This window comes from Flavobacterium salmonis, assembly GCF_903819435.1.
Classification (GTDB): domain Bacteria; phylum Bacteroidota; class Bacteroidia; order Flavobacteriales; family Flavobacteriaceae; genus Flavobacterium; species Flavobacterium chungangense.
On the sequence record NZ_CAIJDP010000060.1, the window covers coordinates 220,364 to 244,771 of the forward strand.

The 24,408-nt window shown below is 33.0% G+C and carries 18 protein-coding genes; 7 read left to right on the forward strand and 11 right to left on the reverse strand.

Annotated features, from left to right (window positions below; translation table 11 throughout):
• The first annotated feature begins 6 nt into the window (after nucleotides 1-6).
• The 3 genes from FLACHUCJ7_RS05675 (at nucleotide 7) to FLACHUCJ7_RS05685 (ending at nucleotide 6,444) form a co-directional block, all read left to right on the forward strand.
• Nucleotides 7-1,830, forward strand: coding sequence for an Ig-like domain-containing protein (locus tag FLACHUCJ7_RS05675; RefSeq protein ID WP_180908242.1), 1,824 nt, complete (start codon nucleotides 7-9; stop codon nucleotides 1,828-1,830).
• A gap of 187 nt (nucleotides 1,831-2,017) precedes the next feature.
• Nucleotides 2,018-5,872 carry a DUF6443 domain-containing protein gene (locus FLACHUCJ7_RS05680; protein ID WP_180908243.1) on the forward strand — a complete coding sequence of 1,285 codons (3,855 nt, stop codon included), beginning with the start codon at nucleotides 2,018-2,020 and terminating at the stop codon, nucleotides 5,870-5,872.
• On the forward strand, nucleotides 5,872-6,444 hold the full coding sequence (locus FLACHUCJ7_RS05685) for a HEAT repeat domain-containing protein (RefSeq protein WP_180908244.1): 573 nt from the start codon (nucleotides 5,872-5,874) through the stop codon (nucleotides 6,442-6,444). Before FLACHUCJ7_RS05680 ends, FLACHUCJ7_RS05685 begins: the two co-directional genes overlap by 1 nt.
• 271 nt (nucleotides 6,445-6,715) lie before the next feature.
• Here FLACHUCJ7_RS05685 and FLACHUCJ7_RS05690 read toward each other — a convergent pair whose 3' ends face one another.
• Nucleotides 6,716-7,021, reverse strand: a complete 306-nt coding sequence (locus FLACHUCJ7_RS05690) for a hypothetical protein (protein WP_180908245.1) — start codon at nucleotides 7,019-7,021, stop codon at nucleotides 6,716-6,718.
• A gap of 218 nt (nucleotides 7,022-7,239) precedes the next feature.
• Entirely contained in the window at nucleotides 7,240-7,884 is a 645-nt protein-coding gene (locus tag FLACHUCJ7_RS05695; RefSeq protein ID WP_180908246.1) for a leucine-rich repeat domain-containing protein, read from the reverse strand.
• 168 nt (nucleotides 7,885-8,052) lie between these two features.
• On the opposite strand from FLACHUCJ7_RS05695, the gene FLACHUCJ7_RS05700 reads away from it, so the two are divergent.
• Complete coding sequence (locus tag FLACHUCJ7_RS05700; RefSeq protein ID WP_180908247.1) at nucleotides 8,053-8,541, forward strand: DUF1761 domain-containing protein; 489 nt, start codon at nucleotides 8,053-8,055, stop codon at nucleotides 8,539-8,541.
• Between the two features lie 122 nt (nucleotides 8,542-8,663).
• Entirely contained in the window at nucleotides 8,664-9,809 is a 1,146-nt protein-coding gene (locus FLACHUCJ7_RS05705; protein WP_180908248.1) for a GNAT family N-acetyltransferase, read from the forward strand.
• Between the two features lie 10 nt (nucleotides 9,810-9,819).
• On the opposite strand, the gene FLACHUCJ7_RS05710 is transcribed toward FLACHUCJ7_RS05705, so the two are convergent.
• Nucleotides 9,820-10,689 carry a diacylglycerol/lipid kinase family protein gene (locus FLACHUCJ7_RS05710; protein ID WP_180908249.1) on the reverse strand — a complete coding sequence of 290 codons (870 nt, stop codon included), beginning with the start codon at nucleotides 10,687-10,689 and terminating at the stop codon, nucleotides 9,820-9,822.
• A gap of 61 nt (nucleotides 10,690-10,750) precedes the next feature.
• On the opposite strand from FLACHUCJ7_RS05710, the gene FLACHUCJ7_RS05715 reads away from it, so the two are divergent.
• Entirely contained in the window at nucleotides 10,751-11,713 is a 963-nt protein-coding gene (locus FLACHUCJ7_RS05715; RefSeq protein WP_078227447.1) for an App1 family protein, read from the forward strand.
• Nucleotides 11,714-11,968: 255 nt separating this feature from the next.
• Here the strand turns inward: FLACHUCJ7_RS05715 and abc-f are convergent, their stop codons facing one another.
• Entirely contained in the window at nucleotides 11,969-13,882 is a 1,914-nt protein-coding gene (abc-f, locus tag FLACHUCJ7_RS05720; protein WP_180908250.1) for a ribosomal protection-like ABC-F family protein, read from the reverse strand.
• Between the two features lie 106 nt (nucleotides 13,883-13,988).
• Here abc-f and FLACHUCJ7_RS05725 point away from each other — a divergent pair, with 106 nt between their 5' ends.
• Complete coding sequence (locus FLACHUCJ7_RS05725; RefSeq protein WP_180908251.1) at nucleotides 13,989-14,378, forward strand: DUF983 domain-containing protein; 390 nt, start codon at nucleotides 13,989-13,991, stop codon at nucleotides 14,376-14,378.
• A 127-nt stretch (nucleotides 14,379-14,505) separates the two neighbouring features.
• Here the strand turns inward: FLACHUCJ7_RS05725 and FLACHUCJ7_RS05730 are convergent, their stop codons facing one another.
• The 7 genes from FLACHUCJ7_RS05730 to topA form a co-directional block, all read right to left on the reverse strand.
• Nucleotides 14,506-15,555, reverse strand: coding sequence for an NAD(P)/FAD-dependent oxidoreductase (locus tag FLACHUCJ7_RS05730; protein WP_078227445.1), 1,050 nt, complete (start codon nucleotides 15,553-15,555; stop codon nucleotides 14,506-14,508).
• 76 nt (nucleotides 15,556-15,631) lie between these two features.
• The gene (gene porN / locus FLACHUCJ7_RS05735; protein WP_078227444.1) at nucleotides 15,632-16,621 is read right to left on the reverse strand and encodes a type IX secretion system ring subunit PorN/GldN; all 990 of its coding nucleotides are present in this window, start codon (nucleotides 16,619-16,621) and stop codon (nucleotides 15,632-15,634) included.
• A 44-nt stretch (nucleotides 16,622-16,665) separates the two neighbouring features.
• Complete coding sequence (gene porM / locus FLACHUCJ7_RS05740; RefSeq protein ID WP_180908252.1) at nucleotides 16,666-18,204, reverse strand: type IX secretion system motor protein PorM/GldM; 1,539 nt, start codon at nucleotides 18,202-18,204, stop codon at nucleotides 16,666-16,668.
• Between the two features lie 51 nt (nucleotides 18,205-18,255).
• Nucleotides 18,256-18,903, reverse strand: coding sequence for a type IX secretion system motor protein PorL/GldL (gene porL, locus FLACHUCJ7_RS05745; RefSeq protein ID WP_031454644.1), 648 nt, complete (start codon nucleotides 18,901-18,903; stop codon nucleotides 18,256-18,258).
• A gap of 55 nt (nucleotides 18,904-18,958) precedes the next feature.
• Nucleotides 18,959-20,359, reverse strand: coding sequence for a T9SS ring complex lipoprotein PorK/GldK (gene porK / locus FLACHUCJ7_RS05750; protein WP_180908253.1), 1,401 nt, complete (start codon nucleotides 20,357-20,359; stop codon nucleotides 18,959-18,961).
• Between the two features lie 261 nt (nucleotides 20,360-20,620).
• The gene (locus FLACHUCJ7_RS05755; RefSeq protein WP_078227442.1) at nucleotides 20,621-21,772 is read right to left on the reverse strand and encodes a formimidoylglutamase; all 1,152 of its coding nucleotides are present in this window, start codon (nucleotides 21,770-21,772) and stop codon (nucleotides 20,621-20,623) included.
• A gap of 2 nt (nucleotides 21,773-21,774) precedes the next feature.
• Nucleotides 21,775-24,276 (reverse strand): type I DNA topoisomerase, encoded by a 2,502-nt coding sequence (topA, locus tag FLACHUCJ7_RS05760; protein WP_180908254.1) that lies wholly within the window; start codon nucleotides 24,274-24,276, stop codon nucleotides 21,775-21,777.
• Nucleotides 24,277-24,408: the final 132 nt, after the last annotated feature.

The window sequence follows — 24,408 nt, forward strand, 5'->3', positions numbered from 1 at the left end:
TAACTGATGTTAATCAGTACTTATTTGACTTATTCCAATATAACTGAAAAATCTAATGATGGGTATATTGAGTATTCTTACACTAATCAAGATAATGGCTATTTGGACAAAGACCCATTCGTTCACGCATCTTATAAATTGATTGCTTCAAATCCAAGAAAACTTTTTGGGAAATTAGATTTGGAACGCGGACAGCTTTTGAGTACAAAATATTATATGGAAGATAAGTTTTTACAAAAAAAAGTTTCAAATGAATATAATGACGATCCTTCAAGATATAATAGCTATGTCAGATCTGTAGGAGATATTACGGAATCATATACTTGTTTGGGTTATGCAAAAGCTTCAATTCCTATATATACATTCTACTCGTATATGAAAAAGCAAACAACCGAAGAATATTTTCGAAACGGCACTTCAAATAGTAATACCATTAGTTACACATATGATCCTAATAGTAATTTACTCAGAACAACTTCTACTATTAATTCTGATGGCAATGAAATAAAAACCAGATACAAATATCCCGGAGATTTCGGTTTTGTTTCCTTATCTCAAATAGCACCTACTAATGAAATACATGATATAGCACAATTACAAATAAACAATGTTGTTAATGTCCCTATGGAAATTAATAATTCTATAATAAAAAACGGAGTAGAATATATAACTGGTGGAAAACTGAACTATTTTGAAGATTTAAAACTTGAAAAAACTTTCGAGTTAGAGACCAATAGTCATATTAATATTACTAATTTTGAATTCTCAACAGTTAGACCATCTGCGGGTTTTTTATCTGATAGCAGATATAAAGAAAAAATATCTTTTATAAAATATGATAATAAGGGTAATATATTAGAAATAAGACCTACAAACGGCTTTTCTACCAGCTATATATGGGCATACAATAAAACTCACCCTATTGCCAAACTATTCAATACTACCTACAATCAAATTGAAACCCTATTAGGTGTAACTGCTCTTAACTCTTTAAATATAAGTTATGATAATGCTTTTATCAAATCATCTACAGATCAGTTACGTCAAGGATTGCATGGTGCTCAGGTATATTCATATCTTTATAATCCTAATATTGGTATACTATCAGAAACACCTCCTAACAATAATTCGACCAATTTCAACTATGATATTTTTGGAAGACTTGATTATGTTACAGACCATGCTGGCAATATTATAAAGAAAAATGAATATAACTACAAAAAATTCAAAAGAATAAGTTTATCAACCAATACTTTAAATTTTGAGAGCGTACCATTTGGAACTTCCAAATCAAAAAGTATAAGAGTTACAAATTCCAGTACTTTACCTTTTACAATAAGCGGTTTAATAATTCCATCTGGATATTCATATGTAATTAATGGTTCGAGTGTTTTATTACCAGGTGATTATGTTGATATTACAATTACTTTTTCACCTACAGCCGCCAGTACTTATTCAGGCAATATAACAGTTTTATCGGATGCAGATGGTGTAAATACAATTCCTGTGAGTGGAAGTGGTGCGATAACAAAAATTATTAATATTTCCGGAAATCTTGATTTTGTATTATTCGCTGATACAGGTTGTGTATTTCAAAATATGACCATTTCAAATACTGGTAATACAAATTTGAATATTACAGGAATAAATGTCGGGTCTCCATTTGCTGTTAATTGGACTAACGGAGTAATACCTCCAGGGCAGAGTAAAAATGTTACTGTAAGATTTTGTTCCATGGGTGATAGAATTTACCAATCTACAATAAATGTTCTTTCGGATAAAACAGATGGAGTTAGCACTATCGGAACTTACGCTATATTGATGGAGTAAATAGCCTATATTAATTTATGATATAATGATTATAGTAAAAAATAAAGTGCATCATATTGAATAACAATTAAAATAATAAGAACATAAGTAATAATATAAATTAAAAAATCTATTTCTTCAATTATATACTTTTTTTAAAATATAGCTATTGAGTAAATAATATCCACAAAATAATAATTAATATAAAATGAAGAATATAATCTTATTATTAATCCTGCTTCCTAGCTTACTTATAGGACAGACCCAGACAGAGAATTACATAAAGACGACTACCTACAAAGTAGAATCAACAACAATTATAACAGATCCTACAAATACACAAGCCAATCAAAATGTTACCTATTTTGATGGTTTGGGTCGTCCTATACAGGAAGTAGCTCATCAACAATCAGGAACAGGGAAAGATATTGTAACGGCTACCGAATATGATGCTTTTGGGCGTCAGGTAAAAGAATATCTGCCTTATGTTCCAGCGGCAGCTTCACTCAATTATAAAAGTACGGCACTAACCGATGTTGGTACATTTTATAATACAGCTACATACGAAAATACCCTAAACCCTTTTTCTCAAAAAGAATTTGAAGCATCTCCGCTTAACAGAGTTTTAAAACAAGCTGCACCAGGAGAAGATTGGAAACTTGGTAATGCTCATGAAATAAGATTGGACTACCAAACCAATACCAATACAGATCAGGTTAAACGTTTTGGAGTTTCTTTTATCGGAGACAATAAGAACTCTCCATATTTAGAGGATAATGGTATTTATGCTACTTCACAATTATACAAAATAATTATAAAAGATGAGAACTGGAAAGCAAATCAAACTTTTTCAGACGATCATACTACACAGGAGTTTAAGGACAAACAAGACCGAATTGTCTTAAAACGATCTTTTGATACTGGAAAATGGCATGATACCTATTATGTTTATGATGATTATGGAAATTTGACTTATGTACTACCTCCCAAAGCGGCGACATACAATACAATAGCGCAAGCTTACACTAATCAAGAAATATTCGAAGATCATGCTGATTTTTTTGTAAATGGTGTAGAAAACGACTATTGCATGATTTATATATATAAAGCATATAATGATTTTGGACTAGCTTTTTATGCATCAAATTTTACATCAGGGACTATATTGAAGTCTGGAAAGATAGCTCACTTAAATTTCAGTCCTAATTTGCCTAATATGTCTTTGGGGAACATTATGGTGCTAAATGCAAATGGTGAATCTGTAATAGGAGCTACTGCGTACATTCAGGACGGTGATTTGTATTTTTCTTCAACCGGAGCAGCGGTGTATCCAGACCAAAATGGAGAGTTTTGGTTTCAAACTCAGAATTTTGCCAATTCTGCCCTTGTAGCTTTTGACAGAACAGCTTTAAATGATCTTATCTATCAATACAAATATGATAAACGTAACCGTCTTGTAGAAAAAAAACTACCGGGTAAAGACTGGGAATATATTGTGTATGATGAACTAGACAGACCTGTTCTAACCCAGGATGCCAATTTAAGACTTAATCAAAAGTGGTTGTTTACAAAATATGATGTATTGGGTAGGACAGCTTATACAGGAATACACACGAACGGAACTTATCTTAGTAGAATAGATATGCAAAATTATTTTGATACCCAGAATGATGTAGCTTCTAAAATGTATGAAACAAAAGCAACCTCAGGGACAGGTTATGATAGTTCATATTACAGTAATACAAATTTTCCAAACACTAATATTGAAATTCATACAATTAATTATTATGATGATTATAATTTTGATATAAATGGAAGTAACCCGGTTACTCCCGTTGTCAATACGAAAGGTTTGGCTACCGGGAACAAAGTCCGCATATTAGGCACGACCAACTGGACAACTAATGTAAGTGGTTACGATGCAAAAGCAAGACTTATTTATAGCTTTAGTAAAAATGATTATCTGGGTACCACAAGCACGACTAAAAGCGAGCTCGATTTTATCGGACAACCTTTAAAAAATATTTCCACCCATCTCAGAGATGGTGTTACCACGACAATAGAAGATTCGTTTAATTATGACAATGCCGGAAGGCTTATCAAGCAAACACAAAGCATTAATGGGGCAGCAACACCAGAAGTGATTGCTGAGAATGTTTATGATGAACTCGGGCAGCTTATCCAGAAAAAAGTGGGTGGAAAAACGACCCAAAACGGTTTGCAAACAGTGGATTACAGTTACAATATTAGAGGTTGGCTGAAAGCAATAAATGATAATGATATTATTAATAATAATGTTATTTCTATGGGTTCAGGAGATTTATTTGGTTTCAAGATAAATTACAATAAACCATCTACAGGTATATCATTATACAACGGGAACATTAGCCAGACCTTTTGGAAAAGTGCCAATACAATGGACACAAATTTAAAAAACTATTCTTACACCTATGATGCATTAAATAGATTTAGGACAGCTAAGTATGCTGAAAATAATGTTTCAAATTCGAAATTTGATGAAACTATTTACGAATACGATCGTAATGGAAATATTTTGAACTTAGTTCGTAATATGCAAAGCCCTTATGATACCAGATGGTCTACCACTATTGATAATTTAGCCTACGAATACGACAAAGGAAATAAATTAATGAAAGTCAATGACTCTTATAAGGGAGCAACTTACGGTGGTGAAGGATTTAAAGACGGAAATAACACGGGGAACGATTACAGCTACGATGTCAATGGAAATTTAACTAAAGATCTCAATAAAAAAATAGGTACAGCTACATCTGAGGGAATTACTTACAACCATCTGAACCTTCCAACCAAAATAATTTTTAATACAGGAGAAACTATTGATTACATTTATGATGCAACAGGAATTAAACAACGTAAAATTGTCAGTACAGGAACAACAACCGATTATGCCGGAGGATTTCAATATGAAAACAATATTTTGAAATTTTTCCCTCAATCAGAAGGTTATGTAGAATATAATTCAGGAAGTTTTAATTATATTTACCAATACAAAGATCATTTAGGTAATGTACGACTAAGTTATAAAGACATTAGCCTTACAGCGACTCCATCTTTACAGGTTTTAGAAGAGAATAGTTATTATCCTTTTGGTTTAAAACACAAAAATAACGATGTTGTAAATTCTACCAATCCTGGTTTAAAGTATAAGTACAATAATAAAGAGCTCCAAGACGAGTTACAGCTTAATGTTTATGACTACGGTGCGAGAAACTATGACCCTGCTCTTGGACGTTGGATGAATATTGATCCACTGGCAGAGCAGATGAGAAGACATAGCCCTTATAATTATGCTTTTAATAATCCTGTTTATTTTCTTGACCCAGACGGAATGGCTCCTGATAATGAGGCTCCTGATAATGAATATGATATTGATTTAAAAACTGGAGCAACAACTCAAGTTAGTAATAAAGGAGGGGATATAACAGATTATCTAAACTTTAAAAAAGAAAATGGAGAAACTCTTTACACTCATGAAATAACTGTACAACATAATACTGAAAACATTCAAAGTGAAGGAGATGAAATTGGTCGTACTATTACCTCTAGACAGCCAGGAGAAGTACTGACGACTAATATCAAACCTACTGCGGGAGCTTTACATGATCCTTCTGCGGAGATATTTGCAGCTATCTATGGGGGCGAAATATTAGGATTAGGATTAAATGGTTTGTCAAAAGTAGCGACAAGTCTTTTTTCTAGAGGAGGAATGGCAGAGGCAAGAGCATTAGGTATTGCAGGAGAAGAAGCCGTTGGTATAACTGGCTCAAAAACTAGAATACCTTCTTTAACAGAAACAGCTAATTATAGAATTCCTGATAGACTTACCTCTACTACATTAGAAGAAGTAAAAAACGTAGGACATCAAAGTTTCACAAGTCAACTGAAAGATTTTTATAAATATTCACAAGAAACAGAACGAGAATTTATTCTATATACAAGAACAAAGACAACGTTTTCTCAGCCTTTGCAAAATCTTCTAAATGATGGAAGCATAACTCATAAAATAATACCAGGAAAATAATGATAGTTGAAGCAAACAAAATAAAAGCAGAATTAGCAAAAGTAGGTATTAATATAGAAGATATTTATGATTTAGTAAATACAGACAAACCATATCCAACAGCGATACCAGTTTTGTTAAATTTATTAAAACAAGGTATTGAGCATAGTGGTATCAAAGAAGGTGTTATAAGAGCATTAGCTGTTAAAGAAGGTATAGGATTAGCAAGTCCAGTTTTAATTGACGAGTATTATAAAACTCCAAAAGATAAAATGTTGTTACGCTGGGCAATTGGAAATGCCATTTATATGACTATTACTAGTAGTGATACAGAGAATGTTTTACAAATCGTAGAGAACAAAGAAAATGGAATGTCACGACAGATGTTTGTTTTAGCATTATCAAAAGTAAAATCTGAAGAGGTAGAAAATGTTTTAATTAAATTGCTGGATGATGACGAAGTTGCTGCACATGCTATTGAAGCTTTAGGAAAAATGAAATCACAAAAATCAAAAGAAAAAATATTTAGACTTTTAGATCATCCTAAAGACTTGATTAGAAAAGAAGCCAAAAAAGCGATAAAGAATTTTTAATTATATTTACATTTAGGTAATATACGATTGAGTTATAAAGATTTTAGTCTAACCCTACCAAGTGTTCTCATAAAAAAACTACAGTAGTGCGTATTCTATGATAAAAAACAAATAAAATCATTAAAAATCGAAAACTTATTCTTTATACTTTAAATTAAAATAATAATGAAATTCAATTGTCTGGGAAAATCGAGGAAAATATAGAATTGATTTAATTAGATTGGAGAGACAAAAAAAGACTGCTAAATTAGCAGTCTTTTTGGCTTAATGCTTATGCTCTAAACAAAGTATATTTATTATAATCGTATAAAACCTTATCGTAAGGCACTAATAAAGTCTCTATTTTTTCTGAAGACTCTTCAAAAGTGATTCCGTTATGTTTTCTGAAAAGATAAATTTCTTTCAGGCAATTCGATAAACTCTGATGAATTTCGGATGTAAATAATGGCAATTGTTTATCACCTACCAGCAAATCTATCTGATAATTTGAACTGCTTCTTGAAAGGTTGTTACCAATTATTCTGATGGTGAATTTCGTATTGTTTCCGTGTTGTTTACCCTGATAATGTATTACCATGACGTTATTATTAAAGATTAAAATTTATTTTAGCTGATTTGAACCGCATTTTGAATTCAATAATTAAAGTTATGAAAAAAAAGCAAAAACGTAAAATTAGGGGTATTAAATTATTATTTTTTTAGCATAAAAAAACCGTAACGAATTACGGTTTTTTCACAATTAACTAAAAATATTAATCAACTTTTTTCACGAGTAAAATTCATTCATAAGCAAGATTAATTTACGGTACTATTATTTCTAATTTCTTTTTCTTCATTTACATCCAGTAAAAACGGATTTCCTTTCTGATCAAACATGGTCATGTTTAAAGCGTCCAGCAAAGTGAGCTTTTTTGAAACAGAACCTTTAAATCTATTGTACGAAAGATTCATTTCAGACAAATGATTCAGGTTTTCAAGTTCCTTTGGAATTTCGCCTTCAAAACTGTTGTCAAACAAACTCAGATTTTCTAAAACATTAAAATTTCTTATTTTATAGCTAAGACTTCCTGAGAATTTATTATTATTCAAAAGCAGCACTTTCAAAGTTGAAATTTCGTATAATGAATCCGGCAGCCCTCCTCCTATCTGATTGTCAAAAAGCGCCAGTATTTGCAAATGCTGTAAACTTCCAATAGCCGAAGGCAATTCTCCTTTCAAATTATTATTGGACAAATTAAGTCCGACCACTTTTCCATTATTAATTTCAACACCAAACCAGGCAGAAACTGATGAGGTTAAATCCCATTTTACTTTCCATTCCCCTCCATTTGTCGCATGATATATTTTAATCAGAGCGTCCTTTTCTTTATCAGAAACCGTATCTGCAAAAACTGAATTTGACAAAGCAAATACTAAAAACAAAAAATAAATTTTTCGCATAGATTAAGGTCTGGAGATTTTCTGCAAAATTATATTTTTTAAACCTTTAAGACAAGCAATGTCGATAAAGTGTTAATAAGTAAAAACGGCCTTTTTAATACTTAAATAAAAATCTTTCAAGCTGAATTTTTAAGTAAATTTGATTCACTAATTATAAAACCTAAAATCATGAAAATTAACTTTATCACCTTTTTGGCTGCTGCAGTTGTTACACTTGTAATTGGATTTATCTGGTACAATCCAAAAGTTTTTGGAAAAATCTGGATGAGAGAAAATAATTTTACCGAAGATGATCTCAAAAAAGGCAATATGCTTAAAATATTTGGATTTACTTATATTTTCTCTGTACTGATTTCTATGGCTCTAATGTCGTTTACAATTCACCAGTCTGGTGCTTTGGGGATGATCGGCGGACCACCCATGATAGAAAGCGCAAAACCGTCATTTCACGCTTTCATGGCCGATTACGGAACTGCCTACAGAACATTTAAACATGGAGCACTTCATGGTTTTATGGCGGGTTTATTTTTTGCTTTTCCTGTCATTGGAATCAATGGTTTGTTCGAAAGAAAATCATGGAAATACATCTTTGTCCATGCAGGATACTGGATCGTTACACTTACCATTATGGGCGGAATTGTATGCGCATACGCCTAATAAAAATCATAAATTTCAAAATCCGTTTGAAATTCAATTTCAAACGGATTTTCTTAATAATAACTTAAAGAAAAAAAGTTATTGTAAATATTATCTAATTTTGAAGAAATTAGCACACACCCTTGAATACAATCTATTCTTTCCAAATATATAAAAGCGCGTCACTGCTGCCTTTTGAATGGAACTCGCTTGCTTTAGAAAACATTTTTTTGACACGTGAATATCTCGAAGTACTCGAAAATTCCTGTCCGGTAAACATGACTTGCCATTTCATCGGATTCTTTGAAGAAGAAAAACTTGTCGGAATTGCGCTGACCCAATTTTTATTTGCCGAAAAACTGGAATCATTTGGAGAGCGGGATAAATGTTTAAAAACTTCTGTTCGGAATTTTGCCCTTAAAAATTTCGCTTCGCATGTACTTTTTGTAGGCAACAATATGCTGACGGGACAAAATGCCTTTGCTTTTGATAAAAACGTAAGACAATCAAAAGCAATTAAAACGCTCCACAAAGCAATTACTCAGCTGAAAAAGGATTTAAAATCGAGCGGAAAAAAAGTTCACATTACCAGCATAAAAGATTTTACAGCTGAAGAAATCAAACCATTACAGGCTGAATTCAAAAACAATTATACGTTTTCCACACAGCCCAATATGATTTTTGAAATCAATAAAAACTGGAAGACTGAGCAGGATTATATTGATGCTTTATCAAAAAAATATCGGGACCAATACAAACGTGCCCGAAAAAAATCGGAAGGAATCATAAAACAAAAAATGTCTTTGGCTGATATTCGACAATATGAAGATGTTATTTATGAGTTGTATTTTCATGTGGCGAAAAATGCTCCTTTTAACACCTTTTTTCTTGCCCGGAATCACTTTAGCTTTTTTAAAGAAATCATGAAAGATGATTTTTTATTGTATGGGTACTTTTTAGATGAAAAACTAATAGGTTTCAACACATTGATAAAAAACGGAAATGTAATGGATACGTATTTTTTAGGGTATGACGAAAGTGTACAACGCGAAAAGATGCTGTATTTAAATATGCTTTACGATATGATTGGGTATTCCATTAAAAAAGGTTTTAAAACTATTGTTTTCGCGCGAACCGCCCTTGAAATAAAAAGTTCTGTGGGAGCCAAACCTGTAAAAATGTATGGTTTAATTACGCATAGCAATGCTTTGATAAATCACAACATTGCACACTTTTTTAATTACCTGGAACCTAAAACCGACTGGCAGGAACGAAATCCTTTTAAATAACCCTTCCTTTTTAAGGAATTGCAATTTTCATTTGCTTATGCAAAATATGGATCTCCAACGATGTCTGGGCTCCGCAATATTCACCGTCAATCTGAAAACTTACCGGATAATCTGTTTCTATCGTAGCTTGGTCTGTTGAAATAATAACAACTTCCTCTGAATCGATAGGCATGTTGCCTGTAATTATTTTCCCGATTAAAAGTAAATCAAGGTTTTTCAGGATAACCAATTCAAATTTACCATCATTCATGGAGCCATTTGGGTTAATAGTCACACCTGTTCCGTATTTTTGAGAATTGGCAATTACGATCATTCTTGCTGTATGTTCAACTGTTTTTTTATTGGCCGTAATTGTCGCCACAAACGGTTCGTTTGATTCTGTCAGGGTTGTAAATGCCTGCAAAGCGTATCCCCAAAAACCGCGTACATCGCTTTCTTCATAATTCTTTACCAAATCTGCATTTAACCCTAAATCGCTTAAATGAATACTCTTTTTACCGTTAATGCAAATCATATCCATTTCGATGTAATGGTTCAAAAAGGCAATTTTCAGATTTTCTTCTATTGTTGAAGGCAAATTTAAATCGACTGAAAGGCCATTTGCTGAACCGGCGGGCAAAATACCAATAATGACATCGTGCTGTTCCATCGCTTCGGCTACCATTTTAATAGTACCGTCGCCTCCAGCCACCACAATTCGTTCTGGTAAATATTGATTGTAGAGTAATTGTATTTCTTTCGAATCATTTTTTCCGGTAGTTTCATACACTTCTAAATCAAAATGATTTGTAGCCGCAAATTCGCTTACAGCCTCGATTAAATCTGATTTATCCAAATCTCCGGAAATTGGATTTACAACAAATAGGATGTTCTTTTTCAAAATTTTATTCTTAAAACCAATTAAATTAATTAAATTACAGTTACATAAATATACGTAATTAATGAAACCAATTTTACAATTATATCGTGGTTATGCAAATGAACAAGAGTTAATTGTGATGGGGCATGTTTTTAAGAGAACGTATGAATATGATTTCCAGAAGAAAAACTTAAAAAATGCACGTTCAATTATTAATCAGTTCAGGATAAAAACGATTCAAAATTTTGATGTTTACCTAAAATTTGGAGAAAAAGAAATCCATACCAAAACGTTGGATGATGGTTATTTCAAATTTTGTATTCCACTTGAAAAAGAATTTCATTTTGGATGGATGGAATATCAAGTCAGCATTAAATATAAAACAGAAACAATTACTTCCAAAGGGAGTTTTATAAGACCTCATGATGGAAATCTGGGAATCATATCTGATATTGACGATACTTTTTTGATTTCACATACAAAAAACATTTTCAGAAAAATTTATATCCTATTATTCAAAAATGTAAATGACAGAAAAGTTTTTAAAGATGTTGTTCAGCATTATCAGGCCTTAAGTTCTGCAGGAAGAAACAATAAAGATGAACAAAATGCTTTTTTTTACATTTCAAGCAGCGAATGGAATTTGTACCAGTTTATCGTAAAATTTACCAAAATACATCAATTGCCACGAGCTGTTATTTTATTGAAGGATATTAAGCGTGGCATTACTGATTTTTTCATGAGCGGACGCGGTGACCACAATCATAAATTTGATAAGATCAAACATGTTTTGGAGTTCTATCCGAATCTCAAATATGTATTATTGGGAGATGATTCACAGCATGATCCTTTTTTATATGAGCAAATCTGCAAAATATTCCCTGTTACTGTGATTGCGGTTTATATAAGACAAACCGGAAAAACTCAAAAAAAGGAAGTCAAAAAAATTATGAAAAATTTAGAATCACTTGATGTTTCTGCCTGCTATTTTAAAGAAAGCAGTGAAGCGATTATGCATTCAAAATCTATTGAGATCATTAAGTGATTTGTGTGTTGTTATCAAAACAACCATTTTTAATTGATTTATTGTAGCCCGGATTACTTCACTAAATTTTTATTTTAATCGGAGTTCAGTGAATTTCATTTGAAGTGGAAAGCCACGCAGCTAAAAAATATGATTTTTCTTACCAAAAAGCAGCAGCCAGCGGAAGCTTGTTTTATGATTTAGAAAAATCAGGGTTTTGTGTCCCGATAGCTATCGGGATGTAACGGAAAGCCGGATTAGCTCCCGAAAATTATATTAAGCGTTAAAATTATCAATTTCCTCCTGAACGATTTCCCAATCGAGAAGCAACTGATCCAGATCTGCTTTCTTTTTGTTGTATGCGGTAAAAAAAGAGGCGTCCTCGATATGCTTATCGTAGTTTGAAGCCAGCATTTTGTCATCGTGCTGAATATCTTTTTCCAATTGTTTGATTTGACTTTCGACTTTACTTAAGCGATTTTGCAAAGCTTTCCCTTTTTTCTGGTCTTCGTATGAAGTTTTATTGTTTTCTTTTGGAGCTGCTGTTTTAACAACATCTTTTTTCTCTACTTCACGCATGTTTTCGAGATTACGCTGTTCCAGAAAAAAGTTGATATCTCCTAAATATTCTCTGATTTTTTGATCTTTAAACTCATAAACGATATTTGACATTCCCTGAAGAAAATCTCTGTCGTGAGAAACAAGTAATAATGTACCGCCAAATTTTTGAAGCGCTGCTTTAAGTACATTCTTAGATTTAATGTCTAAGTGGTTTGTAGGTTCATCCATCAACAATACGTTGATTGGCTGTAACAATAATTTACAAAGTGCCAATCGGTTACGCTCACCTCCGGAAAGTACTTTTACTTTTTTCTCAACATCATCTCCACGAAACAAAAACGAACCTAGCATATCACGGACTTTCATACGGTTAGTATCGGTTGCCGCATCTTCCATCGTTTGAAGCAACGTAATTTCTCCGTCTAAATATTCAGCCTGATTTTGAGCAAAATATCCTAATTGAACATTATGTCCTAATTTAATATTTCCCTGGTATTCAAATTCGTTTACTAATGCTTTAATGAAAGTCGATTTTCCTTGTCCGTTTTGACCAACAAAGGCAATTTTGCTTCCTCTTTCTACTAATAAACTAATATCTTTCAGAATCGTTTTATCTCCGTAGGCTTTTGTAACATTTTCAGCTTCGATTACCACTTTTCCAGGCTCTTTTGAAACTGGGAAAGAGATATTCATTACCGAATTGTCATCTTCGTCAACTTCGATTCTTTCTACTTTATCTAATTTTTTAATCAACGATTGCGCCATCGAAGCTTTTGAAGCTTTCGCTCGGAATTTCTCGATTAATTTTTCTGTTTCTTCAATCTTTTTGGCCTGGTTCTTTTGAGTAGCCAATTGCTTTTCGCGAATTTCATGACGCAATTCTAAATATTGTGAATACGGTTTATTAAAATCGTATGCTTTTCCTAATGAAATTTCGATGGTACGGTTGGTCACATTATCCAGGAACATTTTATCGTGCGATACGATTACCACAACTCCAGGATAATTACGAAGAAAACTTTCTAACCAGATGATACTCTCGATATCTAAGTGATTGGTAGGCTCATCCAGCAATAGAACATCATTTGATTGCAAGAGAAGCTTAGCAAGCTCTATACGCATTCTCCAGCCTCCGGAAAATGTTTCGGTCTGATTATTAAAAACTTCTCTTTTGAAACCTAACCCCAAAAGGATTTTTTCTGTATCTCCTACATAATTGTAACCTCCCAAAAGTTCAAAACGATGTGTGTAATCAGAAAGATCCTCAATAATCTGGCTATATTCTTCACTTTCATAATCAGTTCTGGTAACCAGCCAATGATTAATTTCCTCCAGCTTTTTTTCAACAATCTTAATTTCAGTAAAGGCTTCATAAGCTTCTTCCAAAACAGTTCTCCCTTGTTCAAAATCAATATCCTGACGTAAAAACCCCATACGAATATCTTTTTCCTGAGAAATAACTCCAGAATCAGGTTTAAAATCTCCTGCCAGCATTTTAAGCATTGTCGATTTACCCGCTCCGTTTTTACCAACAAGACCTACGCGGTCACCGGCACCCAAACGAAAAGTAACTTCTTCAAATAAATAAGTTCCTCCAAAAGAAACCGAAAGATTGTGTATATTAAGCATTAAATTATTGTTTAATGTTTAAAGTTTCAAGTTTTGATACCTTAAACAGAGAATGAAAATTGTAAATTTGCTTCACCTAAATAATGGTAAACTAAATTTTTTGCAAATGTTAAAAAAAGGATCGAAATTAAATAGTATTTTAACAGGAAGTTGTCCAAAATGCCAAAATGAGAGCATGTATTCCGACAAAAATCCGCTAAACCTGACTAAAGTTCTAAAAATGAACGAAAAATGTAGCCATTGTGGATTAAAATACCAATTAGAACCTTCATTTTTTTATGGAGCAATGTATGTAAGTTATGGACTAAATGTAGCTGTTGGAATTCTAGCTTTTATCGTTTCTTTTGTGATTTTTGGAGCTAGTATTGGTTACGCATTTATATCTATAATTGTAACCTTAATTCTTCTGCTTCCATTTATTTTAAGATTATCAAGAAACATTTACATCAATATGTTTGTTTCGTATGATCCTTCAACAAGCTCAAAAAATAAATAATTTAAAATTTCAAAACAGTTTCTTCCTATATCTGTAATATTTTGAACCGAACCCTGAATTAAAAGGATTTCCATTTTTATGAACTAGCCATCCTTTTAAAAGAATATTTTATATCCAAGAATAAAAATCACTTTCTTTTTTTGTAAAAACGATAAATATCAATTGTTGGATCTAACGGTTTTTGATTTTCGATATAATCAAATAAATCTTTTGCCATTGCAGGTCCAAGCATAACACCACGGGTTCCTAATCCGTTTAGAAGATGTAGCTGTTGATGCTTATAATGAGTCCCAATCAGGGGTCTCCTGTCTCGTACTGTAGGCCTTACACCTGCAAAATGTGAAAAAATTTCGAAATCGCAGTTTAATATTTCCTGAATTCTTTCAAGTAGTTCTCTCTTTCCTTCATCTGTAGGTATATCAGTTTTGTCTTTCCAATTATATGTAGCTCCTACTTTAAAAAATCCATTCCCTAATGGTAAAATAAAGACGCTGGTATTCACAATTATATCCAAATCCAGTTCCGGAGCTTTAATAATAAACAGCTCTCCTTTGGTGCCATCAAGGGGCAAATCATTGAAAAATGGATTCGCAAGCATCCCGTATCCTTCCGCAAAAATTATATTACGGGCCTGATAATCTTTGTACTGAACAAAATCTTCATTAAAAATCAGTCTATGATAGTCAAATGTCTCTTCAATGAGTAAATTATTCATCATTAAATACTCCTGATATTTATCTAATAAAAGTGCTGTGTCAACATAACCGGTATGCAAGACCTCACCAAAATCGTGTGGAGATTCAATTCCATTGTATTTTTTATGAATTAATTTAGTCGAAAGAAAAGGTGCTAAAAAAGGTTTATCAGAAGCTGAAAACCAATTATTTTGTTCTTCTATAGAAAAGAACTTTCTAAGAATTGGAAGTTTAAAATTAAACTTTGTTTGCAACTTCGTTTCAACCTGATTGTAAAAATAATCCAATATAACTAATTGTTCTTCTGCTTTCCAAACCTCGCTAAAACGTTTTAGAATTACAGGATTATACAACCCTCCAGCTATTCTGGATGATTTTTGCGACTTATCATTAATTACTAAAATTTTTTTGTTATTTGCGAGGGCTATTTCTGTAAAAGATATGCCAGCTAATCCAGATCCAATAATCAGGTAATCAATCATGATAAATTTTTAAATAAATAAAAAACTCTTACTACAAAGGTAGTAAGAGTTTTTTGTTATAATGTAATTTGAATACTTAGTAGTTCCACATATCTTGTTCAAAGTTACGAATCTTCTCTTTTACTCTTTCAGACTCTAACAATTGATTTTGTGCATTATCCTTCATGTATTCCTTAATCTCACGATCTCCATACAAGTTTTCTTCTTTATACACAACCGCATTGAAGCGTCTTGAATTTAAGATTTGATCGAATGATATTGGAAGAGCTGAATTGGTATCGTTAAAAGCTTTTGCCTCATGTAAAGCCGCTCTTGAATTTGGATAAAAAATCCAAAACAATTCAATATAATCCTTTTCATCACTGTTCATAGTGTAAACATCAGGAGTTACCGGGCAAATTCCCAGTAAACGATATTTCAACTCACTTTGACGTTTGTCAAAATACCAGTATCCTTTTATTTTATACTGAGAAACATCAGCAGCAGTAAGATCCTGTTTCAAAATATACTCAGAAGGAACAGTTCTTGTAGGCCCAACAGTTTCGTCAACATAAGTAACTACTTTCTTTTTACCAGTACCAGTAACTACTTTTTTCTTAACAACATGTGCCTTGTAATCATCTGGATATTGGTTGATTAGTTCTCTACCAGCATCAGTTGTATCAATACGTGATAATGATCCTTCGATGTCTTTCAAAGATTTTTTAGTATTGAAATAACTATCAGAATAAACTTCAGTTATTTTGCCATTTTTCATAGCTTTCGTCAAAACATCATAAAGAGAACGTCTATCAGAACCAATATTTGCCGTATCTACAGGAAAATATAAAGGAAAGTTGATTTTTTCATTCAAATCAATAATTTCCCAAGTAGTTTTCCCCATTAATACATCTCTATCATCTACGTAACCATAAGCCAAAGGCTTGTCATTATCTGAGATAAGCTGTGCAGGAGTTTTAAGTCCTATCTGATCAGGTGTTTTTGCATTAAGCAAATTAGATTGCGCATTAGAAGCAAATACCCCTGCGATAGAAATAATAGCTATTAAAAAATTTCTTACTTTCATCATGATATCATTATAAGATATTGAACGTAGTTTTACCTACTTTATTATTGTATTTCGTAAATTACCGGAGCAGTTCTTGGTAATAAATAACTTCCAGCCCCAACAAGTTTTGTTTTAATTTCAGAAATAGTAACCTGATCTCCTTTACCTGCTTTTGAAAGAACTGATTTACACTGTGCATTTAATCTGTTACCGTTAACCACAACAGTAGGCTGTCCGGTAATTTTTAAATTAAATCCAACTACATCTAAACCAACCTCGAAATCAAAATCTTGTAATTTAGCGCCAATTGTAGCAATTTCTAAGTTAGATTTAGGCCCTTTAACAACACCCATTTCTCCTCTAATTGTACCTGTTGGACCAGGAATACCTTTAATTCTAAATGTTTTCTTATCTGTAACTTTATCTCCGTTTGGCAATGTTCCTGTAACAGAAATTGTAGCTTCTGTACCTGAACCAGGACTCATGTTATATTTACCTGGTTTACCAGCAGAATTTAATCCAGGAGCACTTGCAACAATCTTGTTAGCGTCAACTCCTGCAAATGAAACAGAAATTGGGTTAACAACACCTCTGTAGACAACATTCATCTTATCAGCAGAGATTGTAGCTGAATTTGGTCTTGGAACTACTACATATTTACCAGCAAATTTTAAAGGAATATTTTTACCATCTTCTAAGAATGTAAACTGTCCATTAATATCCTGCTCTCCAACACCTCCTGCAGTTAATGAAATAACTGCCTGTCCATTAACAATTTGTCCAGGACCTTGAAATGAAGTAGGTTTTGTATTTTCATCATAACGACCTAAAACTACTTTACCTGTTACTTTTTCACCTTGGAAATAAGCATTTTTATCCAAAACAACAATTGCCTGGTAGTTGCTGTAAGAAGCAGCAGCTACTGCAGCCTTTCCTAAAGCACTGTTATAAACATCAGTTTCTGCTTTTTGAACGTCATTTTGCCAAGCTGAAAGTTTAGCTAAAGAAGCAACTGCTGGAAAACCTTTAAAATGATAAGCTAAATATTTATCTTTTAAGCCTTCTTTGTTTTTAACATCTGAAACATCAAATTTCTTTTCAATCTCAGCAACAATTGCAGCATACTTTTTATCAGATAAAGCGGCTTTCATATCAGCTTTATACTTTTCAATTTTAGAAATAATATCATTTCCTTTAGCAGTATAACCTTCACCTGTAAACCAGTTATCGATATTATCACCTTTATCCATTGCTTCATAAGGTAATTTACCAGTTTCTTTATCCGTTTCAAAACCTTTTAAAACATCACCTTTTAAACCACCGATATAGGCATAAAATTCTTTTGAAGCTGTTTCAACTTTATGAGCTGTTATTGCTGCCGCTGCGAATTCTCCTTTTGCTTCAGCAGCTTTTTGATCTAATGACGATAATAAACCGGCATTTGATTGCTCAGATGACGTATTCGCACTTTCAAATTTTTCATTCATTAATCCAAAAGCAGACAATACTTCTTTGGACATATTCATTGCTAACATTGCGATGAAAACCAGATACATCAGGTTAATCATCTTCTGTCTAGGGGTTAATTTTCCTCCTGCCATTTTTTTCTAATTAGTTTTTATTAATAAATTTAATATATAGTTAAAAACTAATTATCCTTTGTTACTCATTGCAGAAAGCATCCCACCATAAACATTATTTAAAGAAGCAATATTCGCAGTCATTGATTGCATTTGCTCTTTTAATTTAGATGCATTCTCAGCAATTTCTTTATTAGCATCAGCATTTCTTGCAGCACTTTCTAATTGAACTTTGTACAAACTGTTTAATGATTCCATTTGAGCAGCAGCCATAGACAGTTCTTCACTGTATTTTTTTGTTGACGCAATAGAATCTACAGTTGGAGAAATTGCTTTAGCAGCTCCTTCAAAATTCTTAATACTGTTTCCTAAACTTGACATTAATTCTCCGTCAATTTTAGCTTCTTTAAGCATTACATCTAATTTTTGAGACAACAATCCTTGGGCATCAGATGGTGTTTCAACTTTATCAGCTTTCTTTTTAGCCTGACCATTTGCCAATTCAGGATACACAAGAGTCCAGTCTAATTCATCTTCTACAGGTTCGAAAGCCGATAGTGCAAAAATTAACGCCTCTGTTACTAATCCTACTGAAAGCATCAATGTACCTGTTAAAGGTCCAATCTCAAAGTGAGTAATTTTGAATAATGCTCCAATAATTACTACTGCCGCTCCCATACCATAAGCGAAATTCATTGCTTTTTTACTTAATAATGCCATAATAATACTCTTTTTTTAGGTTTTAAATAGATTTGGTTATTGAATTGAATTTAATTTACTTTTTACTTCCGGTAACTTGAGTCCCCATATAATCCTGAACGGTTCTGAAACCGATATAACTTCTTGCAGAATCTGCATATTCATGGTCACGAGTTCCTACTTGTAAAAAGTAAGCAACATCTTTCCAGGAACCTCCACGAACAACTTTTCTTTGATTGTTTCCATCAATCACGTTTGGATTCATTGTAGAAACATACTCATATGCATTTGGATTGTAAGCTGAATCTGTCCACTCCGAAACATTCCCCGCCATATTATACAAACCATAACCATTCATTTCATATGATTTAGCCTCAACTGTATACAAAGCTTCATCAGCAGCATAATCACCTCTGCTTGGCTTGAAGTTAGCTAAGAAACATCCTCTATCACTTCTGGTATATGGACCACCCCAAGGATAAGTTGCAGATTCTAAACCTCCTCTTGCCGCATACTCCCATTCTGCCTCTGTTGGCAACCTGAAAGCATTAACTAAGTCACGTCCTTTTTTCTTTGATTTAATGTAACTGTTTTTATTTAAAGTTCTCCATGCACAGAAAGCTTTAGCTTGTTTCCAAGTTACACCAACTACAGGGTAATCTCCATATGCTTTATGCCAGAAATAATCATTATGCATTGGCTCATTGTATGAATAAGCGAAATCTTTAATCCAAACAGCTGTATCAGGATAAATTGGCACTTCTTCAGTTTTCACGAAATCTTTTCTCTTACCAACTTTAGCTTTAGCAGCAGCCTGAATATCCATCCATGAATAACGGAATTTCAATTTATTTACATCAATTGTTCTTAAACCATTATATGATTCTTCAATTGGCAAATACATAGAATCCATTACCTCAGTATAATACTCATCCGGATAAGCTTTTGTATCTCTTATTAACTTAACCTTCTTATTTAATTTTCTACCAGCATAAGGATCATCTTTTGTTCCTACACTATAATAATTATCGTACATATATTTATCATAAGCCGTCATTTTATCCGGCTCTGAATCATTAAATGCATAATCTGCAATACTACCGGCATTTTTACCTTTACCCGTTGTACCAGCTGCTGATTTTTGTCCGGTTTCGTCTGCTAAAATAGCTAAACGTACTCGCATTGTAGAATCTTTTACCCATTCGACAAACTGACGGTATTCGGAATTTGTAATTTCTGTTTCATCCATATAAAATGAACGAACCGTTACTGTTTTTGTAGGAGCGTCTTCTACTGCAGCTAAATCACCATCGGATTTACCCATGATAAAAGATCCACCTGGAACCAAAGTCATTCCATAAGGCTTTTCAGGATGCCATTTTCCTCCTTGCACACCAACTAATTCGCCTTTATCACCGGATTTACCACAGCCAATTACTAGTGTTAACATTGTCGCAAATGCAATAAACTTCTTCATATAAATTTGGGATTTCTATTCATTATTATAAGTCGTAAACGTATTTATTATTTTTTAAAAAAACAATACTATATCTATATTTATTTCAGCGGTCAAAATTAATGTTAAAAAAAATAAAAAAAAAATATTTTGATGATTAAGTGTTTGAAATAATCACCATAAAACGTTAAATTTTATGTTTTACACTTCGATTTTTACTAAAACAGACAAAATAAAATATTCATAAAATCTAAAAATTAAGATTTTCAACAAAAAAACTGATTATAAAGCATTTTTTCGTTGCGCTTTCCACCACCTTTCCGGCAGTTCCTGATTACAAGCACACAAATACTCGTCATAAGAACAAGGTAACAACGTATTTCTTTTCAATTTATTGTGTCCATTTGACAAGGAAGGGATTTCAATCCACCAACGGTCTGTCTTGTCACTTTTGTAAAAAATCAACTCTTCATTTTCAAGCGGAACAATATACTTTAAGTAATTTGTTCTGCTTCCAAAAGGATATTCTTTAGAACGATAATGATAACCCTCAACAAAATACCAAATTATTTGAGCAATCATAGCCGATTCATGTACAGTACTATTATGATTAAAAATTCCAAATGATGAAACCTTATCACTAATTCCCGCATAACGCGCTAAGGAACAAATCTCTTTCCCATTAAAACCATTAGGTTCAAAAGAAACTGTGTTTCCAGAATCCGAAGACTTTACCGAATTCAAATCAATACTAACTAAATCCGCATCTCTAAAAACTGGTTCTGCTAAAGATATATTGTTGGAAATTTCACCTAAACGATAAGCATCAAAAAACAACTTTTCGATCAAATCAATTTCTTCCTGAGAATTATAATAGGTTTGATAACCAATATTACAATAGTTAAAAAGATTATTAGGCTCATCAATTATGATTTTTGTCAGGTAAGAATTAGACGAAACCGTTTCATCTTCTTTACCAAAATCAAATCTGTTATCCACAGAAACCATATTAACCATTTGCTCCAAATCATCATAAGCACGGTACAAAGCATAGGTCAAATCCTGTGAACCTCCCAGAACTATCGGAATCACTTTATTTTTTATTAATGCTGAAGTTACTTTTTTTAGTGCAAAATAAGTATCATCTACTGACTCGCCTGCCAAAATATCTCCTAAGTCAGCAATAGATGCATCCCAGTTACCAGGAAACATGCTATAAAGTTTTTTACGAACTGCTGTAAGATTAACTTCATTAACAATATCAATATTTCTACGATCTTCTAAAACACCAACAATAGCTATATTAATCTTGCTAATCTCAGGAAACTGATCCTGAGTATGCAAAACAATTTTACTACCTAATTCTTGAGAAGATAAAGAACTAATGAATTTTAAAACTCCTTCGCTAACTGGTTCCAGAAAATCAAATTCCATTTTTATTTCTTTTTAGCAGCTGTTTTTTTAGCCGGAGCTTTCTTTGCTGTTGTTGCTTTTTTTGCAGGTATTTTAGCAGCAATCATTTCCTGAACCTGAGCCAATGTTAATTTTGTTGCATCAACATCTTTACTTAATTCAATTTTGATTTTACCTTTTGTTATAACAGAACGCCCCCAACGTGCTTTTTCAACCAGAATTCCTTCGTCTTCCCAATTATGAAGCACTTTGTCAATGTTTTTCTGTAATTTATCTTCAATCAATTCCTCAACATCCGTTTGTGATAAATTATCAAAATTGTATTTTTTACTCACATTTACAAAAAGACCATTCCATTTGATGAACGGCCCAAAACGCCCCACACCTTTTTGAACTGCTTCTCCTTTATAAACGGCAATAGGTGCATCTGCAAGAGCTTTTTCATCTATTAATTCCTGAGCTCTTTCTTTTGTAACTGCTAGTGGATCTTCACCTCTTGGCAACGAAATAAATACACTTCCATGACGTACATAAGGCCCATAACGTCCATTACTTACCTCAACTTCTTCTCCTTTATACTCTCCTAAGTTTTTAGGCAATAAAAATAAATTCAAAGCTTCTTCCAAAGTAATATTTCCAATATTTTGATCCGCCATTAAACTGGCAAACTTCTTATCTTCATCATCTGCTTCTCCAATTTGAGCCATTGGACCAAATTTTCCTAAACGAACAGATACTTGTCTTCCATCTGCATCTTTACCCAGAATTCTTTCACCGCTTTCTCTTTCCGCATTTGCTTCAACATCTTTGACATTTGGATGAAACTTATCATAGAATTCCTGCATCATGGTTGCCCAGTCAATATTCCCTTCAGCAATTTCGTCAAAATCCTGCTCTACTTTTGCCGTGAAATTATAATCAAGGATATTTCCGAAATTCTTAACTAAGAAATCAGTAACAATTGTTCCGATATCTGTGGGAACCAACTTCCCTTTATCAGAACCTGTATTTTCTTTCAGCAATTTCTCTCCTACTTTATCAGCCTGCAAAGTAAGTTGTGTATAATTACGCTCCTGACCTTCAAGAGTTCCTTTTTCTACATAATTTCTATTGATAATAGTAGAAATAGTTGGTGCATATGTAGACGGGCGCCCGATTCCTAATTCTTCTAACTTTTTAACCAAAGAAGCCTCAGTATATCTTGCCGGCGGTCTTGAATATCTTTCTGTTGCCGTGATGTAGTTATTGGCTAATTTTTCATTCACTTTTAAAGCTGGCAACATTCCTTCTTGTTCTTCCTCGTCATCATCATGCCCTTCAAGATATACTTTAAGAAAACCTTCAAAAAGCAAAACTTCTCCAGAAGCCGTAAAGATTTCACTATGATTATTAGCTTCAATTTTCACGTTTGTTCTTTCTAATTGCGCATCACTCATTTGAGACGCCAATGTTCTTTTCCAGATCAAATCATATAAACGAGCCTGATCACGATCTATGTTTACCGTATGACGTGACATATCTGTCGGACGAATTGCCTCGTGCGCTTCTTGTGCACCTTTGCTTTTGTTAGCGAAAGTTCTCGGTTTTGAAAACTCTTTCCCGTATGATTTTATGATTTCAGCTTCAGCAGCATCCATTGCATCTTTTGAAAGGTTCACACTATCCGTTCTCATATAAGTAATAAGTCCGGCCTCATACAAACGCTGTGCAAGCTGCATGGTGATTCCTACTGGCAAATACAATTTTCTCGCTGCTTCCTGTTGAAGTGTCGAAGTTGTAAATGGTGCTGTTGGAGATTTTTTGGTAGGTTTAGTTTCTAAATCGGCTACCTTATATTTTGACCCGATGTTTTTGTTTAAAAAATCTTCGGCTTCTTTTTTTGTATTGAAATTTTTTGGCAATTTGGCTTTGAAAGCTTTTCCTGCTTCGTTTACAAATTCTGCTACAACTGAATAACTGGCAACTGCATTAAAACTTTGAATTTCGCGTTCTCTCTCTACAATCAAACGCACAGAAACAGATTGCACACGTCCGGCAGAAAGTCCTCCTTTAATTTTTCTCCACAAAACTGGAGACAATTCGTAACCTACCAAACGATCTAAAACACGGCGTGCCTGCTGGGCGTTTACTAAATTATAATCAATTTCTCTTGGATTATCGATCGCTTTAAGAATTGCACTTTTGGTAATTTCGTGAAAAACAATTCTTTTGGTTTTCTTAGTATCTAGTTTTAATTCTTCCGCCAAGTGCCATGAAATAGCTTCTCCTTCGCGGTCCTCATCACTTGCCAACCAAACCATTTCGGCATTTTTAGATAGTGTTTTAAGCTTGCTTACTAAGGCTTTTTTATCAGAAGAAACTTCGTATTTAGGTTTAAAACCATTTTCTACATCTACTCCTATTTCCTTGGAAGGCAAGTCCGCTATGTGTCCATAACTTGACTCCACCTGAAAATCGCTACCGAGAAATTTCTCGATTGTTTTCGCTTTTGCAGGTGACTCCACTATTACTAAATTCTTTGCCATAGTCTATTTTTCTGCAACAAAAGTAGAAGTTTTTTTTAAATATCAACCCTGATAATTCATTTTTGAAGTATTTTGACAATATGATTCTAAAAATTGCAGATTTGTCTATAAACAGATTGATTATATATATAG

Bases quoted from the DNA above. Each gene is read 5' to 3' on its own strand.
- FLACHUCJ7_RS05675 (WP_180908242.1), top strand. From the start codon at position 7: ATGTTAATCAGTACTTATTTGACTTATTCCAATATAACTGAAAAATCT.
- FLACHUCJ7_RS05680 (WP_180908243.1), top strand. From the start codon at position 2,018: ATGAAGAATATAATCTTATTATTAATCCTGCTTCCTAGCTTACTTATA.
- FLACHUCJ7_RS05685 (WP_180908244.1), top strand. From the start codon at position 5,872: ATGATAGTTGAAGCAAACAAAATAAAAGCAGAATTAGCAAAAGTAGGT.
- FLACHUCJ7_RS05690 (WP_180908245.1), bottom strand. From the start codon at position 7,021: ATGGTAATACATTATCAGGGTAAACAACACGGAAACAATACGAAATTC.
- FLACHUCJ7_RS05695 (WP_180908246.1), bottom strand. From the start codon at position 7,884: ATGCGAAAAATTTATTTTTTGTTTTTAGTATTTGCTTTGTCAAATTCA.
- FLACHUCJ7_RS05700 (WP_180908247.1), top strand. From the start codon at position 8,053: ATGAAAATTAACTTTATCACCTTTTTGGCTGCTGCAGTTGTTACACTT.
- FLACHUCJ7_RS05715 (WP_078227447.1), top strand. From the start codon at position 10,751: ATGAAACCAATTTTACAATTATATCGTGGTTATGCAAATGAACAAGAG.
- abc-f (WP_180908250.1), bottom strand. From the start codon at position 13,882: ATGCTTAATATACACAATCTTTCGGTTTCTTTTGGAGGAACTTATTTA.
- FLACHUCJ7_RS05725 (WP_180908251.1), top strand. From the start codon at position 13,989: ATGTTAAAAAAAGGATCGAAATTAAATAGTATTTTAACAGGAAGTTGT.
- FLACHUCJ7_RS05730 (WP_078227445.1), bottom strand. From the start codon at position 15,555: ATGATTGATTACCTGATTATTGGATCTGGATTAGCTGGCATATCTTTT.
- porN (WP_078227444.1), bottom strand. From the start codon at position 16,621: ATGAAAGTAAGAAATTTTTTAATAGCTATTATTTCTATCGCAGGGGTA.
- porM (WP_180908252.1), bottom strand. From the start codon at position 18,204: ATGGCAGGAGGAAAATTAACCCCTAGACAGAAGATGATTAACCTGATG.
- porL (WP_031454644.1), bottom strand. From the start codon at position 18,903: ATGGCATTATTAAGTAAAAAAGCAATGAATTTCGCTTATGGTATGGGA.
- porK (WP_180908253.1), bottom strand. From the start codon at position 20,359: ATGAAGAAGTTTATTGCATTTGCGACAATGTTAACACTAGTAATTGGC.
- FLACHUCJ7_RS05755 (WP_078227442.1), bottom strand. From the start codon at position 21,772: ATGGAATTTGATTTTCTGGAACCAGTTAGCGAAGGAGTTTTAAAATTC.
- topA (WP_180908254.1), bottom strand. From the start codon at position 24,276: ATGGCAAAGAATTTAGTAATAGTGGAGTCACCTGCAAAAGCGAAAACA.